The sequence below is a fragment of the Caloramator mitchellensis genome, from assembly GCF_001440545.1.
GTDB lineage: Bacteria > Bacillota > Clostridia > Clostridiales > Caloramatoraceae > Caloramator > Caloramator mitchellensis.
This window is the reverse complement of sequence record NZ_LKHP01000007.1, coordinates 18,774-36,221: the sequence shown is the minus strand read 5'-3', so window position 1 is coordinate 36,221 and position 17,448 is coordinate 18,774. Positions and strand designations below refer to the sequence as shown.

Sequence of the window (17,448 nt, the reverse complement as noted above, 5' to 3'; positions counted from 1 at the left end):
TTAGGAGGAGTAGTAAAATGTTTGGACACGGCAAGAATATCAAAATATTCACAGGTAATTCTCATCCTGAACTTGCAAAGGAAATAGCTGATTTAATCGGAGTTCCTGTGGGAAATGCCATCGTTGGAAGATTCAGCGATGGAGAGATATCGGTGGATATCAATGAATCTGTTAGAGGTGCTGATGTTTTCGTTGTTCAATCAACCTGTGCACCTGTTAATGACAACCTAATGGAATTATTAATAATGATTGATGCATTTAAAAGAGCATCAGCTGGAAGAATAAACGCTGTTATTCCTTATTATGGCTATGCAAGACAAGACCGAAAGGCAAAGGCCAGGGACCCAATTACAGCAAAGCTTGTAGCAGACATTTTAACTGCTGCTGGTGCAGATAGAATTTTGACTATGGATTTACACGCAGCTCAAATTCAAGGATATTTCAACATCCCGGTTGACCACTTGCTTGGAGCTCCTATATTATCAAAATATTATCAGGATAAGAATTTTAATGAAGATGAAGTGGTTGTTGTTTCACCTGATTTAGGAAGCGTTACAAGAGCAAGAAAATTCGCAGACAGACTCCATGCTCCTATCGCAATAATTGATAAGAGAAGACCAAAGGCAAATGTTTCAGAAATAATGAATGTTATTGGCGATGTTAAAGACAAATATGTGATACTTGTAGATGATATGATAGACACAGCAGGAACAATAGTAAATGCAGCTAACGCATTAAAGAATTTAGGTGCTAAGGATGTATTTGCATGTTGCACACATGCGGTGTTATCAGGACCTGCAGTTGAAAGAATTGAAAATTCAGCTATAAGTGAATTGGTTGTTTTAAACACAATTCCACTTCCAATGGAAAAGAAGATAAGCAAGATTAAGACACTTTCAGTAGCACCAGTATTTGCAGAAGCAATCAAGAGAATTTACGAAGAACTTCCTGTTAGTAGAATATTTGAATAATTAAAGGCTGCCATCGGCAGCCTTTTTATCATACTATACCTTGTGCAAGCATTGCATCTGCAACTTTTACGAAACCAGCAATATTAGCACCAACAACTAGGTTGTCTTTGTAGCCGTATTCTTCAGCCATCTTGCTTGCATTCTTATAAATATTAACCATTATGTTATGAAGCTTAGCATCTACTTCTTCAAATGTCCATGAATATCTCATGCTGTTTTGTGACATTTCAAGAGCTGAAGTTGCAACTCCACCAGCGTTAGCAGCCTTTGCAGGTGCGAATAGAACTCCGTTGTTTATGAATATATCAGTAGCTTCAAGAGTTGATGGCATGTTAGCACCTTCTCCTACAGCTATAACTCCATTAGCAACAAGTGTCTTTGCAGCTTCTGCATCGATTTCGTTTTGAGTTGCACATGGGAGTGCTACATCGCACTTAATGTTCCAGATGTTTTTATGTCCTTCATGATATTCAGCTTCTGGATGTATTTTAACGTATTCTGAAATTCTCTTTCTTTCAACTTCTTTAAGTTGCTTTATTGTATCAAGGTTAATTCCATTCTTATCATATACATATCCGTTTGAGTCGCTCATAGCAACAACCTTAGCGCCTAATTGAGTAGCCTTTTCATGTGCATATATTGCAACATTACCTGAACCTGATATAACAACTGTCTTTCCGCTTAGTGAATTTCCCTTTGCTTTTAGCATTTCTTCAACGAAGTAAACAAGACCATATCCAGTAGCTTCTTTTCTTACTAAGCTACCACCATATGTTAATCCCTTTCCAGTTAATACGCCAGCTTCATATGCTCCTCTTATTTTCTTATACATTCCATACATAAATCCAATTTCTCTTGCTCCAACACCTATATCTCCAGCTGGAACGTCTATATCTTGGCCAATATGTCTGTAAAGTTCTGACATGAAGCTCTGGCAGAATCTCATTATTTCAGCATCTGATTTTCCCTTTGGGTCGAAGTCAGAACCACCCTTACCTCCGCCTATTGGAAGGCCTGTAAGTGAGTTCTTGAATATTTGTTCAAAACCAAGGAATTTAATAATGCTTGCATTAACTGATGGGTGGAATCTTAATCCTCCCTTATATGGTCCTATTGCGCTGTTGAATTGAATTCTAAATCCTCTATTTACTTGCACTTTGCCATTATCATCAACCCATGGCACTCTGAAGAATATTTGTCTTTCTGGTTCGACAATTCTTTCCACGATTCCTGCTTCTATGTATTCTGGCTTTCTTTCAAGAACAGGAATAAGTGATTCTAATACTTCCTTTACTGCCTGATGGAATTCAGGTTCATTTGGGTTTCTTTTTACTACTTTTTCGAACACCTGATTTACATGTTCTCTTGCGTTCATATGATACGCCTCCTATGTAATATATTATTCTACGAATATGATAACACATTTAATTAAAATTATAAATATTTTTCGAAAATTTAATTAAAATTTTGTTTAAAAATGCTATATTGTATTTATTTGAAAAAAATGAGAAAATAACATAAGGAGGTTGAGAATATGGAAAATAGGATTTTGATTGTTGATGATGATACAAATATATGCGACCTTTTGGAGATTTATCTTGAAAAGGAAGGATACAAAGTCTATAAGGCACACTCAGGAGTTGATGCGTTAAAGGCCTTTAAGGAAAAGCAGCTGGATTTAATCGTTCTTGATATTATGATGCCTGGGCTGGATGGATATGAGACATTAAGAGAAATTAGAAAAACTTCTCAGATACCTGTTGTTATGTTAACAGCAAAGGGTGAAACATTCGACAGAGTATTAGGACTTGAACTAGGCGCAGATGATTATATTGTAAAACCTTTTGAACCAAAGGAACTTATCGCAAGAATAAGGGCGGTATTAAGAAGATACAAGCCTCAGGTTCAAAAGAAGACAATCGAGTATAAGGATTTAATAATAGATGCAGATTCATTCATTGTTATTTACAATGGAAAGGAGCTTGAAATGCCTCCAAGGGAATTTGAGCTTCTATATTATCTTGCATCAAATCCAAACAAAGTATTTACAAGGGACCAGCTATTGTATGAAGTATGGGGATATGATTATCCGGGAGATTCAAGAACAGTTGATGTTCATGTGAAAAGAATAAGAGAAAAGCTCCCAGAGCATGACGAGTGGCAGATAAAAACTGTCTGGGGCGTTGGTTATAAATTTGAGGTGAAGTAATTGATGAAAAAAAGTCTCTTTACAAAACTTATAACGACTTATTTTGTAATACTTGTTATATCCTATAGCCTTGTTGCTGTTTTTCTATCGCAGTGGTTTTACAATTACTCAATAAACGAAAAGGCAAGCACATTGATAAAACAGGGAGTAATTATAAACGATGTTGTAGCAGACTATCTTCATAAAAGGATTAGCAAGGAAAAGCTTCAAAGTCAGCTAACTGTAATAGATAAACTTTTAAACGCTAGGATTTGGGTTGTAGATAAATATGGTTATGTTTACGGATATTCTGGAGATTCTAAAGGATATGAAAAACAGATAACAAGCAAAGAATTTGATGAGGTTATAAATGGAAGCATAACGATAAAGAGAGAAAGCTTCAGGGAAGTATTTTCTGAGCCTATGCTCACAATAGGCGTTCCTATTTTTGTTGATGGAAGCGTATTAAGTGCAGTATTTCTGCACGCTCCTCTTAGCGAAATACAATATGCTCTAAAAAAGGTTTATCTTGTAATATGGATTGCAGGATTTTTTGCTACGATTATTTCGCTATTTATAATCTACTATATATCTGAAAGGATATTAATAAAGCCGTTGAGCAAAATAAATGAAACTGCAAAGGCTATATCAAAGGGAGAGTTTGAGCAAAGGGTTGATATTAAATCGGACGATGAGATTGGCACCCTTGCAAGTTCATTTAACTATATGGCTGATACATTAAAAAACCTCGAAAATATGAGAAGAAGCTTCATCGCAGATGTATCGCATGAATTAAGGTCACCGATGACATCTATAAATGGATTTATTTCAGGAATGATTGATGGGACTATTCCACACGATAAATGGCTAAAATATCTTGAAGTTGTTCATGACGAGATAAAGAGGCTTATAAGGCTTATAAACGACCTTTTGGACCTTGCAAGCATGGAGTCGGGTGAGCTATCCTTAAGAATTGGAACCTTTGATATGAATGAACTTATAAGACAAAGGGTTATTAAATTTGAGGATAAAATAAATAAGAAGAAGATTGAAGTAAGCGTTATACTCTACGACAAAAAGATAAAGGTCAAGGGGGATAGGGATAGGATAGACCAGGTGCTGACCAATTTGATGGATAATGCTATTAAATTTGTCAATGAAGGCGGTAAGATTGAAGTCAAAACAGAAATTAAGGACGATAGAGTTTTGGTTAGCGTCTTTAACAATGGTCCACCGATTCCAAAGGATGATATAAAATATATCTGGGATAGATTCCACAAAGGCGACAAATCAAGAACAAAGGGCGGTGGAACTGGTCTTGGGCTTTCGATTGCAAGGCAGATTATAAACAGGCATAACCAGACGATATGGGTAGAATCAGGAGAAAAGGGAACTAAATTCACCTTCACATTGGAGATTGTATAATTTTGATATTTTTTAAATATTGTTCATATTTTCTTAAAATTTCGATATTAAAATATATGATGAGGAGGTGTGGCTATGGAGTTCAATGAACACAACTGGGGAAGCGGAATTAAATTTGTTGAGGAAAAGAAACCAAAAAGATTTATTAGACTTATAGGACTTATATTAATAGTTTTCTTTTCTGCATCTATAGGTGGAATTTTAGGTGGATACTATGTTAAGAAGAATTATGAATCAACTTCTATAACATCTGATTTGCCTAATTTAAAGACTCAATCTACTTCAACTTTGCCTAAAAATGCAGTAAATCAAGTTGCAGAACTTGTAGGACCTGCTATTGTTGGTGTAAGCAACAATGTTGACACTGTATTCTGGGGAAAGCAAACTCAAGGAAGCGGCTCTGGAATAATATTCGATAAGAATGGATATATAGTTACAAACTATCATGTTATAGATGGAGCAACTGAGGTTACTGTTACGTTATCTGGAGGCAAAAAACTTCCGGCAAGGGTTATTGGAACGGATTATGAAACCGACCTTGCTATTTTAAAGGTTAACGCAACCAACCTTCCAGTAGCTAAATTTGGAGATTCGTCAAGCGTAAGAGTGGGGGATATTGCCATTGCAATAGGAAACCCTTTAGGCGAGGAATACGCAGGCAGCGTTACAGTTGGGGTTATAAGCGCCCTAAATAGGGAAATAACAGTTGAGGATAGAAAATATAAGGTTATTCAAACAGATGCATCAATCAATCCTGGAAACAGCGGTGGTGCTCTGTGCAATGAAAATGGAGAAGTAATAGGAATTAACACTTTAAAGATTAGCTCTGCAGAGGGGATGGGATTTGCAATCCCAATCAATGAAGCTAAAAATGTAATAGATGAATTGTTAAAACATGGATATGTATCAAGGCCATATCTTGGAATAGCAGGAACGTTTATTGATAAAGAACAAGCTAAGCAATATGGGGTCCCTGCAGGAGTTGGAGTTCAAGAAGTTGAAAGAGGAAGCGGTGCAGATAATGCAGGGTTAAGGCCTGGAGATATAATAGTTGAATTTGACGGCAAAAGGCTTGAAAAGTTTGAAGACCTAACCGAAACAAAAGAAAAGCACAAGGTGGGAGATATTGTCAAGGCTAAAATTTGGAGAGATGGAAGATATCTTGAACTTAGAATAAAACTTGGCGAGAAGATGAGATAGGCTGGCTCAAATGCCAGCCTCTTGGCTTTTTGGAATTTAAATATAAAACTTGTTGATTTTTATTTAAATGGTGTAGAATATAAATGTATACAAAAAGAAAATGCATAAGGAGTGACCTAAGATGTTTCTTATAGTCGGACTAGGTAATCCAGGAAGGGATTATGAACATACAAGACACAACGTTGGATTTGATGCAATTGATAAATTAGCTGAAAAATTAGATGTCAATGTTTCAAAGATTAAATTTAAAGGGTTATACGGTGAAACATTCTTTAATGGAGAAAAAATTATTTTATTAAAGCCATCCACCTTTATGAATTTAAGCGGTGAGAGCCTTATCGAGGCAGCATCTTTTTTCAATATTCCTGAGGAAAAAATAATTGTAATTTACGATGATGTTGATATAGATGTTGGCAGAATAAGAATAAGACCAAGCGGTAGCGACGGCGGTCATAATGGTATGAAAAACATAATATACCACCTCCAAAGCATAAACTTTCCAAGGATTAGAATAGGCATTGGAAAACCCAAAAAAGATATGGTGAATCATGTTCTTGGAAGATTTACTAAGGATGAACAGGAAATAATGGATAAGATTATTGATATTGCGGCAGATGCAGCTATTGAAATAGTAAAAAATGGTGTTCAAAGCTCTATGAATAAGTATAATCCCGTAAATTTGAGTCAAAAATATGAATGAAGGGGGTGGATTTTTGAGCCTAAAAGGACTTATTGATACGATAAGTAAATACAGGGAGTTTTCAAATGTAATTGAAGCCATAAATAATTTGAATACTCCGTGCCAGGTTCACGGCCTTTCGGAATCCCAAAAGGCCTTAGTGTCTTTTTGTCTTTTTTCTAAATTGGATAAACAGGTTCTTTTATTATCCCATAACGATATTGAGGCAAAAAAACTATACGATGACATCAAGTCTTTAACGCCTGATTGCTACTATTTCCCTTCAAAGGAAATGGTGTTGAATATAGACGTTACATCTATGGAAGTTAAGACAGAAAGGCTAAATGTTATAAGAAGGATATTGAGCGGTGAAAAGATAATCGTGGTATCCACCATCGATTCCATTTTTTATAGGATGCCTCCTAAGGAGAGCTTAAATGTTCACTTTGAAATCCAAGTTGGAATGAATATAGATTCTGAATTTATTTCCTCTAAGCTTATCGATTTTGGATATGAAAGAGTGGATGTGGTTGAAGGCAAGGGGCAGTTTGCAAAAAGAGGCGGCATTGTCGATGTATTTTGCCCTGATTATGATGAACCAGTAAGAATTGAGTTTTTTGGAGATGAAGTTGATACTATAAGAAGCTTTGATGGTATTACTCAAAGAAGTATTGAAAAACTGAACCATATTTCAATACATCCTGCAAGAGAAATACTTCTTGACGGAGAAAGTTTAAAAAAAGGCTATGAAGGGATAGAAAGGGATTTTGAAGAAAGGCTAAAATCATTTCCAAAAAAGAAAAGGGATGAGATAGAGAATTTAAAATCAAGAATAAGGGAAACTCTTGAAAAACTCTCCAACTTCAGATATTTCGATGGAATAGACAGCTTTATTCCATACTTCTTTGAAAAGGAGAGCAGCTTTTTAGATTATTTTGAGAATCCTATAATATTTCTTGATGAATCAGGAAGGATATCTCAAAGGATTTTTGCGTCATTTGAGGATTTCCAGGAAATATATAAAACAATGCTCGAAAGAGGAAATGCGCTTCCTAATCAGGCAAACTGCTTTATTTTACCAGAAATTATAATCTCAAATTTAAAATCAAATAATATAGTTGCATTCAATATGCTTCCAAGGATTGTTGAGGATTTTAAACCTAAATCTACTGTGAATTTTAACTCAATTTCGACAACTTCAACTGCTGGTAATATTGAATTTTTAATAAATGAGCTTAAACTAAAGGCGAATAGAGGATTCAGGATACTTGTTTTGTCACAGAATGAAGCAAGAGCGCAAAGGCTTAAAAATGCACTGAAAGAAGAAGGGTTTAATGCGGTTTACAAGGAAGATGTAGATGAACTTAAGGAAAACGTTATTGTTGTTTCAACTGGCACATTGAGCAGAGGAATGGAATTTCCGGACATAAAGCTATCGATTATATCCGACAGCGACCTACATATTGCAAAAAAACCACAGAAAAAACTAAAGGATACTAAGGTTAAGAAAATAAATGTGTTTACAGACCTTAAGGTTGGCGATTATGTAGTTCATGAAAACCATGGTATAGGGCTTTTTAAGGGAATTAAGGAACTTGTGATTGAAGGAATAAAAAAAGATTATCTAATGATACAATACCAAGGCTCAGACATGCTTTATGTTCCTGTAGAGCAGCTGGATTTGATTCAAAAATACATAGGAGCAGATGAGGAAAACCCTAAGATAAACAAATTAGGCGGTGCTGATTGGCAAAAGACTAAAAAGAAGGTTAAAGAATCTCTTAAGGAGATGGCAGAGGATTTAATAAAGTTATATGCTGAAAGAAGCAAGCTTTTAGGGCATGCATTTTTGCCTGATACTCCATGGCAAAAACAATTTGAGGAGGATTTTCCATATCAGGAAACTCCAGACCAGCTAAGAGCGATCGAAGAGATTAAAAAGGACATGGAGAGCCCAAAGCCAATGGATAGACTATTATGCGGTGATGTTGGATATGGTAAAACTGAAGTCGCAATGAGGGCAGCATTTAAAGCAGTAATGGATGGAAAACAGGTTGCAATATTAGTTCCCACAACGCTTCTTGCTGAACAGCATTTTAATACTTTTATACAAAGGTTTAGAGGATTCCCGGTTAATATTGATATGCTAAGCAGATTCAGAAGCAGGGAAGAACAGAAAAGAACATTAAAGGAACTTGCATCGGGAAATGTTGATATAATAATTGGAACTCATAAGCTTTTGCAAAAGGGAATAAAGTTTAAAAATCTTGGACTTTTGATAATAGATGAGGAGCAAAGGTTTGGCGTAAGTCATAAGGAAAAGATAAAGGCACTTAGAAAAAATATAGATGTATTAACTTTAACTGCAACTCCAATACCAAGAACGCTCCATATGTCTTTAATAGGGGTAAGGGATATGAGTATTATCGAAACTCCTCCAGAGGATAGATATCCTGTTCAGACATATGTATTAGAATACAACGAACAGATTATTAGGGAGGCAATAGTAAGAGAGATATCAAGAGGGGGACAGGTGTTTTTTGTATACAATAGGGTGGAGACAATGAAGGATATGCAAATTGAACTTTCAAGGCTTGTTCCTGAGGTGAAAATTATTATGGCACACGGACAGATGGATGAAGAGGAGCTTGAAGAGGCTATTTTAAACTATGCCAATGGAGAGGGAGATGTGCTTCTTTGCACTACTATTATCGAGACGGGCATAGACATGCCGAATGTTAACACTTTGATTGTCTATGATGCTGATAGGATGGGGCTTTCTCAATTGTATCAGTTAAGAGGTAGAGTTGGCCGTTCAAACAGGATTGCCTATGCTTACTTTACATATAGAAAGGATAAGGTATTAACAGAGGTTGCTGAAAAAAGATTGAAGGCAATAAAGGAGTTTACTGAATTTGGTTCAGGATTTAAAATTGCCATGAGGGACTTAGAGATTAGAGGAGCTGGAAGTTTGTTTGGAACAAAGCAGCACGGTCATCTTGCTGCAGTAGGATATGATATGTATTGCAAGCTATTAGAGGAAGCTGTCCATGAATTGAAGGGAGACATAAAGCAAGAGACAATAGATACACAGATTGAACTTCAAATCAATGCATATATTCCAACTGAATATATAGAAGATGAAAAATTAAAGATTGAGGTATATAAAAAAATTGCATCCATTGAAAACCAAGAGGATAAACTTGATATTGTTGATGAGCTTATAGATAGATTTGGAGATATTCCAAAACCACTTGATAATTTAATTGAGGTTGCATTTATAAAGAGCATAGCAAAGACTTTAAAAATTGCATCAATAAAACAGTTTGACAAAGATGTTATGCTTTATTTTAAGGATGCAGATTTATTAAAAATAGATTTTATTAGGGAATTAAATTTAAAGTTTAATAATATAATTTCTTTTGGAAGCACTAAAGAGCCGGTGTTAAGAGTTAAAATAAATAAGCAAAGCGAAATTTTAAACATTTTAAGGGATGTTCTGGAGCATTTTGCTTGTTTACAAAAAAACTAAAGTTGGTATATAATAATTAATAGTCTGAAAAATGAGAGGATGGGGAGAAAAGATGAAAAAATTATCATTGTTAATTTTAATTGCATTTTTGTTAAATTTAGTTGTGGGTTGTGAGCTAATCTCTAAAACTCCTGAGGGAGAAGCTAAGACTGTTGTTGCCAAGGTAAATGGCGAAAAGATTACTAAGGGAGAATTTGATAAATTATTTCAATCACAGATAGTTCAATATGAAATGATGTATGGCGAAGGTTTTGCTTCAAAGCCTGAAAATGCAGATATGATTAAAAGCCTTAAGGAAGATATATTAACTCAGATGATAAATGAAAAACTTATAATTCAAAAGGCGAACGAATTAAAGGTTGTGCCTGATGATAAGACAATTGAAACAGAAGTTAACAAACTGTATGACGATGCGGTTAAGCAGGCTGGCGGCGAAGATAAGTTTAAATCAACGCTTGAAACATTTAAAATGACTGTTGATGATTTCAAAAAGTATATGTCAAACAGAGTTATTATTGAAAAGGTTTATGACGAAGTAGTTAAGGATGTTACTGTAACAGATGATGAACTTATCAAATATTACAATGAAAATATGTATGACTATACAGAAAAGCCAAACAAAATGAACGTTTCTCATATTTTAGTTGAAGATGAAGCTACTGCAAAGAAGGTTTTGGATGAAATTAACAAGGGTGCGAAGTTTGAAGATGTTGCAAAAAAATACAGCACTGACCCAGGTTCAAAGGATAACGGTGGAAACCTTGGGGATATTTATTACAATGATGACAACTACGACAAAACATTTATGACTAATGCTATAGCTCTTCCTGTAGGAAAGATAAGCCCGATTGTTAAGACACAATTTGGATACCATATAATTAAGGTTAACAAGAAGGAAGAATATAAGTTAAAGCCATTTGAACAAGTTAAAGATCAAGTTAAGGAAGTAGTTTTGGAAAACAAGAAGACAGATAAAATAAACGAAACCTTTACAAATTGGGAAAAAGAAGCTAAGATAACAAAATATACAGACAGATTATAATATATAAAAAATACAAGTAATTTTTTACTTGTATTTTTTTGCCTGATAATGTATAATTATAATCAAATAATGTATAAATATAAATGAGGTGATAATGTGAAGCAGGATTTCATTAAGGATTATAGAGAAATGGAAAGAAGCATACAAAGATATAACTCAAGTGCCTGCTCGAATTGCATTTATAATAGTAGACCAAAGAGTTCACAGTTTTCTTGTTCAGTTTGTCATATAAAACTTTTATCCCATAAATAGTTTCGGGCTTTCCTGAAACTATTTTTTTTAAGTATTTTTTGGTATATTTTTTGAAAATTTGAGAAAATTATAAATAATAGAAATAAATAAAAGGGAGGGATAAGATGAAAGCCACTGGTATAGTAAGAAGAATAGACGACCTTGGAAGAGTTGTTATTCCTAAAGAAATCAGAAGAACCCTTAGAATTAGAGAAGGTGACCCTCTTGAGATATTTACCGATAGAGAAGGCGGTATAATACTTAAAAAATATTCCCCCATTGGAGAGCTTTCAGACTTTGCTAAGGAATATGCAGATGCACTTTATACTCAGGTTAATAGACCTGTAATTCTTTGCGATAGGGACAGTGTAATTTCAGTTGCAGGAGTTAACCGAAAGGAATATGTGGATAAGAGGCTTAGCGACGACATTGAAAAGATTTTTGCAGACAAGAAAACAGTTGTATACAACGCAAAGGATGGAGGAAAGCCTATTGCTATTACTTCCGATGAAGAGGGTGAGGCTAATTATACAGCCCAGGTTGTAGTTCCAGTCGTCGTAGAGGGAGAATCAATAGGCGCAGTTGTAATAGTTTCAAAGGAAGCTAATGTGACAATGGGAGAACTTGAAAGAAAGCTTGCCGAAACGGCTGCAGCATTTTTAGGAAAACAAATGATGTCATAATATACATATAATCCTCCTATTTTAAATATTTATTTAGTAAGCAAAAAATAGGAGGATTTTTTATGTCCAGACGAAGCCTTATAAAAGGAGCTTTAATATTATCTATTACCGGAATTATTGCAAAGTTTTTAGGATTTTTCTTTAGAATTCCTCTTATTTATTTAATAGGTGAAGAGGGAATAGGAATTTATCAAATAACATATCCTTTGTATTCTTTCTTGCTTGCCTTAGCTTCAGGACTGCCCATTGCTATTTCAAAATTGATATCAGAAAGGTTGGCGCTTAAAAGGAATAAAGAAGCTGTAGAAATTTTTAAAATTGCATTTTACATAATGCTCATATTTGGACTAACATCCAGCATTACATTAATTATATTTGCAGAATTTTTTATCGAAGTATTTAATTGGAGCAAAGGTGTATATTATTCAATACTTGCAATTGCTTTTGCACCATTCTTTACTTCACTGTTATCAGTTTACAGAGGATATTTTCAGGGAATACAGAATATGTTTCCGTCTGGTGCAAGTCAAATAATTGAGCAGATAGCAAGGGTGCTATTTGGAGTAGGACTTGCATATTTGCTGTTGCCGCTTGGGATTGAAATTGCTGCTGCTGGGGCTGCATTTGGCGCGGTTTCAGGGGCAATGCTTGGACTTTTATTCATTTTATTTTTCTATAGAAAAAATGCTATTTATTACAATAAAAATGAAGATAGCCAGAGCAAGGCAAAGCTTTTGTATGAAATTATAAAGGTTGGCATTCCTGTTTCAATTGCCCATGGTTTAGGGACGATTATGGCATTAATTGATTCGATTTTGGTGGTAGGGCTTTTAAAATCATCGGGATTTGATGAAAAAATGGCAACTATACTTTATGGTCAACTGACTGGAAAGGCGTTTGTTCTTGTTAATGTCCCTCTGACGCTTTCGATGGCGATAGCTCAAAGCACAGTTCCAGCGATTTCAGAAACATTTGCACTTAAAAATAAAATAAATTTGTTTAGGAATATAAATTTATCGTATAAATTGGCGTTTTCTATTGCGTTGCCTTCTTCATTTGGGCTTTATTTTCTTGCAAGGCCTATCATTAATTTGATTTTTCAAGGTATGGGGGATGGATGGCAATTGCTTCAGATACTTTCAATAGCATCAGCGTTTATAATATTTTCCCAGACTTCAACAAGTATACTAAACGGAATAGGAAAAACTACAATTCCGCTGATTGCGCTTATGATAGGGGCAATAGTAAAGGTTGTTTCGCTGTATATTTTAGTTCCAGGCAAATTAAATATTTCTGGTGCAGCATACAGCACTCTTATTTCATATGCTGTAATATCTATTATTGATTTGACATTTGTGATAAAATATACTAAGGTAAAATTTGACTTGGTTGAAGTGGTAATAAAGCCATTGGTTTGCTCTTTAGGGATGATTTATTCGGTTATGGCGACATATCTTTATGCTGCAAATAATTTAGGCAGCAATTTTGCAACGATATTATCAATCACTATTGGTATTTTGGTATATGGATTTATGCTTATTTTAACTGGGACATTTAAAATTTCAGACTTGAGAAAAATAGTTTAAGGGGTGTTGATATACAAATGATTAAAATTGTAGGGCTTGGGCCAGGCTCAGTTGATGATTTGACGATAAAAACTATAGATACTCTAAAAAAATCAAGCAAAACTTTTTTAAGGACATATAAACATCCTAATGTTGAGTATATAAAGTCCATTGGCATTGAGTTTGAAACATTTGATGATTTTTACGACAAGGGTGAAAGCTTTGATGAGGTTTACGAAAAAATTGCAAGAAGGATAGTTGAGGAGGATGGGTGTGTTTATGCAGTTCCAGGGCATCCTCTTGTTGCTGAAAGGTCGGTAGAGCTGATTTTAGAATACGCTAAGGATAAGGGCATTGAAGTAGAAATAATACCTGCACTTAGCTTTATAGATGCGATTATAAACGCATTAAGGTTTGACCCCTCAAATGGATTTAAATTAATAGATGGACTTATGCTTGATACGCACAAGCCGGATTTATATACCGGAAATGTAATAACTCAGGTATATAGTAGATTCATAGCAAGCGAGATTAAGATAAAGCTAATGGAGTATTACGATGACGAGCAGGAGGTCTATGTAATCAGGGCAGCAGGGGTTAAAGACCTTGAAAGAGTTGAAAAGGTTAAGCTATATGAAATAGATAGACTTGACTTTATAGATTATATGACTACCTTATATATTCCACCTGTTGAAAATAAGAAGAAAAACAGCTTTGATGATTTGGTGCAAATACTCGATGTTTTAAGGTCGCCAGGTGGTTGCCCATGGGATAGAGAACAGACTCATGATAGTTTAAAAAGATATATGCTTGAGGAGTGCTACGAGATAATAGATGCAATTGAAGGTAAGGATTACGATGCCCTGTGTGAAGAATTGGGGGATTTGCTGCTGCAGATAGTATTTCATAGCCAGATTGCAAAGGAAAATGAATATTTTGATATAAACGATGTGGTAGATGGTATAGTTAAGAAGATGGTTAGAAGGCATCCACATGTATTTGGGGATAAAAAGGCTGAAACAGCCGATGAAGTTCTTGATATATGGGAAAAGAATAAGATGAAGGAGAAAAATGTTCAAAGCTATACTGAGAACTTAAAGAACATACCTATGGCTATGCCGGCGCTTTTAAGAAGTTTAAAGGTTCAGGAAAAGGCAGCAGAGATTGGTTTTGATTGGGATGATGTAGAGGGCGCTATTTCAAAGGTGAAGGAAGAACTATTGGAAGTTCTTGATGTATATAAATCACAAAAAAATGGTAAAATATTAGAAGAAATTGGTGATTTGTTGTTTGCAGTTGTAAATGTGGCAAGATTTTTAAAGGTTGAACCAGAATTAGCCTTGACAAAAACGACAAATAAGTTTATAACTAGATTTGAATACATAGAAAAAAATGCCTTTAAATTTGGAAAAACTATTCAGGAGTTGACTTTGGAAGAAATGGATAAGCTTTGGGAAGAATCAAAGAAATTTGAGGATTAATAAAAATTTTTACGCTGTTTAGCAGGATTTTTAGATTTTGTGTTGAATATTAAATACATGGTATAATTAAAGGCAAATCCTGCTTTAAATATTAAAATTTTCAAGGAGGGAAAATAATGAACAAGGCAGATTTAATTTCAATGATGGCTGAAAAGAGTGGTTTAACAAAGAAGGACGCAGAAAAGGCTTTAAAGGCTTTTGTTGATAGCGTTCAAGAAGCTTTAGCAAAGAACGATAAGGTTCAACTTGTTGGATTTGGAACATTTGAAGTTAGAGAAAGAGCAGAAAGAAAAGGTAGAAATCCAAAGACTATGGAAGAAATAGTTATTCCAGCATCAAAAGTTCCAGTATTTAAGGCAGGTAAGGAATTAAGAGAAAACGTAAACAAATAAAAAATCAGGTTTAAAACCTGATTTTTTTTTGAGGAGATGAAATTTATGAGGCTTGATAAGTTTTTAAAAGTTTCAAGAATAATTAAAAGAAGAACTGTTGCAAAGGAAGTTTGCGATTCTGGGAAGGTTTTGGTTAATGGAAGAGTTGCAAAGCCTGGAACAGATATCGAAGTTGGAGATATTATTGAGATACAGTATGCTACTGGCAGTGTAAAGGCTGAGGTTATAAGCACTCAAGAGCATGCAAGAAAAGACGAAGCAAAGGAAATGTATAAAATTATTACTGGAAAAGAAATTGAGTAGACATAATATCCACAACCTGTGGATAAGCCTGTTGATAACATGTGGGATATTAGTGGTTTGGTTTTCAACAAAATCCACAAATATTGTTTAAAACTTGTTATTTATGTGAATTTATTTGTGGATAGAATATGTAATATAAATAAAAACCTCTTCATAAAATTATTATGAAGGGGGTTTTTTTATGGAGAATGTTAAAATTGTTAAGACTGATCATAAAATTGTTGTTGATAATAGAAAGAGAGTTAATTTAACGGGAGTTACTCAGGTGCATACATTTAATGAGGAGCAGGTGAATTTAACTACAATCATGGGGGCTTTAGTTATAAGGGGGAAGGAGTTAAAGGTTAATAAACTCAGCGTTGAGACTGGTGAAGTTTCGATTGATGGCGAATTTATTTCTTTAACCTATATTTCAAAGGATGAGGGCAGAAATGAGAGCTTTTTAAAGAAATTATTTAAGTGATTTAAGGTGAGATGTAATGCTATTAAATATAAATACTCAGTTATTATATTTTTTTTCTAATGTAATTGCAGGATTTATGGTAGGAGTTATGTTTGACATTTACAGAGTTATAAGAGGTTTTAAGAATCCTAACAGGATATTGACTGCAATTTCGGATATTTTATTTTGGATACTGGCGTCTTTGATTACTTTTATTTTTATGCTTGTAACTAATAACGTTAACATAAGGTATTATACATTTATCGCTCTTTTTATAGGGTTGTATTTCTATTTCAGCCTGATTTCTAGAATGTTTTTAGATATTTTAAGGTATTTTGTGTATTATTTTATAAAATTAATAAGGCTGCTTATAAGGTTAATACTATTTCCATTTAAACTGATAAGGATATTAATTATTTACACCATATATTTGTTTGAAAGGTTTGAATTTAACCTTAAAAATAAGTTGAATAAAATGCAAAAGGATAAGCAGGAAAACACGATTTAGCATAGAATATAATATATATAAAATACAAAAGGGGAATAGTTATGAAAAAGAAGAAAAGAATATTATGGTTTATAATATTTTTTATTTTTGGTTCGATATTTATAAAGCAGAGTATTATTATGTATAGATTAAACAAGCAGTATAAACAGTATAGTAAGCAGCTTGAGAAGACAAAACTGATTAACGCACAATTAAAGGACAAGTTAAATGAGGCAAAAAGCGAAGATCATGTTGAAAAACTTGCAAGGGAAAAATTAGGACTTGTTAAGCCTGGCGAGATTTTGTTCATCGATAAGAATAGAAAGAGATAGTTTGACTACTTTTATTAATTTAGTTATAATATTATCATTATAATATATTAAGGAGGAAGTCTTTTAATATGACCTTAAAGGTAGGAACAATTTTAGAAGGAACTGTAGTAAACATTACAAATTTTGGTGCATTTGTTGATGTGTCAGGCAAGACAGGTCTAGTCCACATCAGCGAGGTATCTGATACTTATGTAAAGGATATCAGACAGCATCTAAAGGAAAAGGATAAGGTTAAGGTAAAGGTTATTTCAGTTGATGACAATGGCAAGATTAGTCTTTCGATTAAGCAGGCTATGCCAAAGAAATCAGCAAGACCAATTGAAGTTGATTGGCAAAGTGAAAGAGTAAAGGCTAGCGGAACTTCATTTGAAGAAAGACTTGCTAAATTCTTAAAGGAAAGTGAGGAGAGAATCCAGGACATAAAGCATAGAGAAGGCAAAAGGTATGGAACCCTCGCTAAGAAGTAATTATAAAGTGTAATAATGTAGAAGGATA

The 17,448-nt window shown here is 34.2% G+C and carries 17 protein-coding genes; 16 read left to right on the top strand and 1 reads right to left on the bottom strand.

The annotated features are described in order from the left end of the window. The first annotated feature begins 17 nt into the window (after positions 1 to 17). A complete protein-coding gene (locus ABG79_RS07125) occupies positions 18 to 971 on the top strand; it encodes a ribose-phosphate diphosphokinase (RefSeq protein ID WP_057978599.1) in 954 nt (317 codons plus the stop codon). Between the two features lie 28 nt (positions 972 to 999). Here the strand turns inward: ABG79_RS07125 and gdhA are convergent, their stop codons facing one another. Next, positions 1,000 to 2,346, bottom strand: a complete 1,347-nt coding sequence (gdhA, locus tag ABG79_RS07120) for an NADP-specific glutamate dehydrogenase (protein WP_057978597.1) — start codon at positions 2,344 to 2,346, stop codon at positions 1,000 to 1,002. Between the two features lie 159 nt (positions 2,347 to 2,505). Between gdhA and ABG79_RS07115 the strand changes: the two genes are divergently transcribed. The 15 genes from ABG79_RS07115 (at position 2,506) to ABG79_RS07045 (ending at position 17,420) form a co-directional block, all read left to right on the top strand. Then, positions 2,506 to 3,180, top strand: a complete 675-nt coding sequence (locus tag ABG79_RS07115; RefSeq protein WP_057978595.1) for a response regulator transcription factor — start codon at positions 2,506 to 2,508, stop codon at positions 3,178 to 3,180. A 3-nt stretch (positions 3,181 to 3,183) separates the two neighbouring features. Continuing rightward, complete coding sequence (locus ABG79_RS07110) at positions 3,184 to 4,584, top strand: sensor histidine kinase (RefSeq protein WP_242859320.1); 1,401 nt, start codon at positions 3,184 to 3,186, stop codon at positions 4,582 to 4,584. A 75-nt stretch (positions 4,585 to 4,659) separates the two neighbouring features. Then, positions 4,660 to 5,784, top strand: a complete 1,125-nt coding sequence (locus ABG79_RS07105; RefSeq protein WP_057978591.1) for a S1C family serine protease — start codon at positions 4,660 to 4,662, stop codon at positions 5,782 to 5,784. Positions 5,785 to 5,905: 121 nt separating this feature from the next. After that, the gene (pth, locus tag ABG79_RS07100; RefSeq protein ID WP_057978590.1) at positions 5,906 to 6,484 is read left to right on the top strand and encodes an aminoacyl-tRNA hydrolase; all 579 of its coding nucleotides are present in this window, start codon (positions 5,906 to 5,908) and stop codon (positions 6,482 to 6,484) included. Between the two features lie 13 nt (positions 6,485 to 6,497). After that, positions 6,498 to 9,995, top strand: a complete 3,498-nt coding sequence (gene mfd, locus ABG79_RS07095) for a transcription-repair coupling factor (RefSeq protein ID WP_057978588.1) — start codon at positions 6,498 to 6,500, stop codon at positions 9,993 to 9,995. A 52-nt stretch (positions 9,996 to 10,047) separates the two neighbouring features. Next, the gene (locus ABG79_RS07090) at positions 10,048 to 11,037 is read left to right on the top strand and encodes a peptidylprolyl isomerase (protein ID WP_057978586.1); all 990 of its coding nucleotides are present in this window, start codon (positions 10,048 to 10,050) and stop codon (positions 11,035 to 11,037) included. A 356-nt stretch (positions 11,038 to 11,393) separates the two neighbouring features. Next, a complete protein-coding gene (spoVT, locus tag ABG79_RS07085; RefSeq protein WP_057978583.1) occupies positions 11,394 to 11,951 on the top strand; it encodes a stage V sporulation protein T in 558 nt (185 codons plus the stop codon). A 62-nt stretch (positions 11,952 to 12,013) separates the two neighbouring features. Then, positions 12,014 to 13,537 carry a putative polysaccharide biosynthesis protein gene (locus ABG79_RS07080; protein ID WP_057978581.1) on the top strand — a complete coding sequence of 508 codons (1,524 nt, stop codon included), beginning with the start codon at positions 12,014 to 12,016 and terminating at the stop codon, positions 13,535 to 13,537. A gap of 17 nt (positions 13,538 to 13,554) precedes the next feature. Beyond that, entirely contained in the window at positions 13,555 to 14,997 is a 1,443-nt protein-coding gene (yabN, locus tag ABG79_RS07075) for a bifunctional methyltransferase/pyrophosphohydrolase YabN (protein ID WP_057978579.1), read from the top strand. 116 nt (positions 14,998 to 15,113) lie between these two features. Continuing rightward, on the top strand, positions 15,114 to 15,389 hold the full coding sequence (locus ABG79_RS07070; protein ID WP_057978577.1) for an HU family DNA-binding protein: 276 nt from the start codon (positions 15,114 to 15,116) through the stop codon (positions 15,387 to 15,389). Between the two features lie 45 nt (positions 15,390 to 15,434). Next, a complete protein-coding gene (locus ABG79_RS07065) occupies positions 15,435 to 15,692 on the top strand; it encodes an RNA-binding S4 domain-containing protein (protein WP_057978575.1) in 258 nt (85 codons plus the stop codon). A gap of 181 nt (positions 15,693 to 15,873) precedes the next feature. Beyond that, a complete protein-coding gene (gene yabP, locus ABG79_RS07060) occupies positions 15,874 to 16,155 on the top strand; it encodes a sporulation protein YabP (RefSeq protein ID WP_057978573.1) in 282 nt (93 codons plus the stop codon). Positions 16,156 to 16,171: 16 nt separating this feature from the next. Then, positions 16,172 to 16,642, top strand: coding sequence for a spore cortex biosynthesis protein YabQ (gene yabQ, locus ABG79_RS07055; protein WP_057978571.1), 471 nt, complete (start codon positions 16,172 to 16,174; stop codon positions 16,640 to 16,642). 41 nt (positions 16,643 to 16,683) lie between these two features. Continuing rightward, complete coding sequence (locus tag ABG79_RS07050) at positions 16,684 to 16,953, top strand: FtsB family cell division protein (protein WP_057978569.1); 270 nt, start codon at positions 16,684 to 16,686, stop codon at positions 16,951 to 16,953. A gap of 68 nt (positions 16,954 to 17,021) precedes the next feature. After that, the gene (locus tag ABG79_RS07045) at positions 17,022 to 17,420 is read left to right on the top strand and encodes a S1 domain-containing RNA-binding protein (protein ID WP_057978567.1); all 399 of its coding nucleotides are present in this window, start codon (positions 17,022 to 17,024) and stop codon (positions 17,418 to 17,420) included. The last annotated feature ends 28 nt before the right edge of the window (positions 17,421 to 17,448 follow it).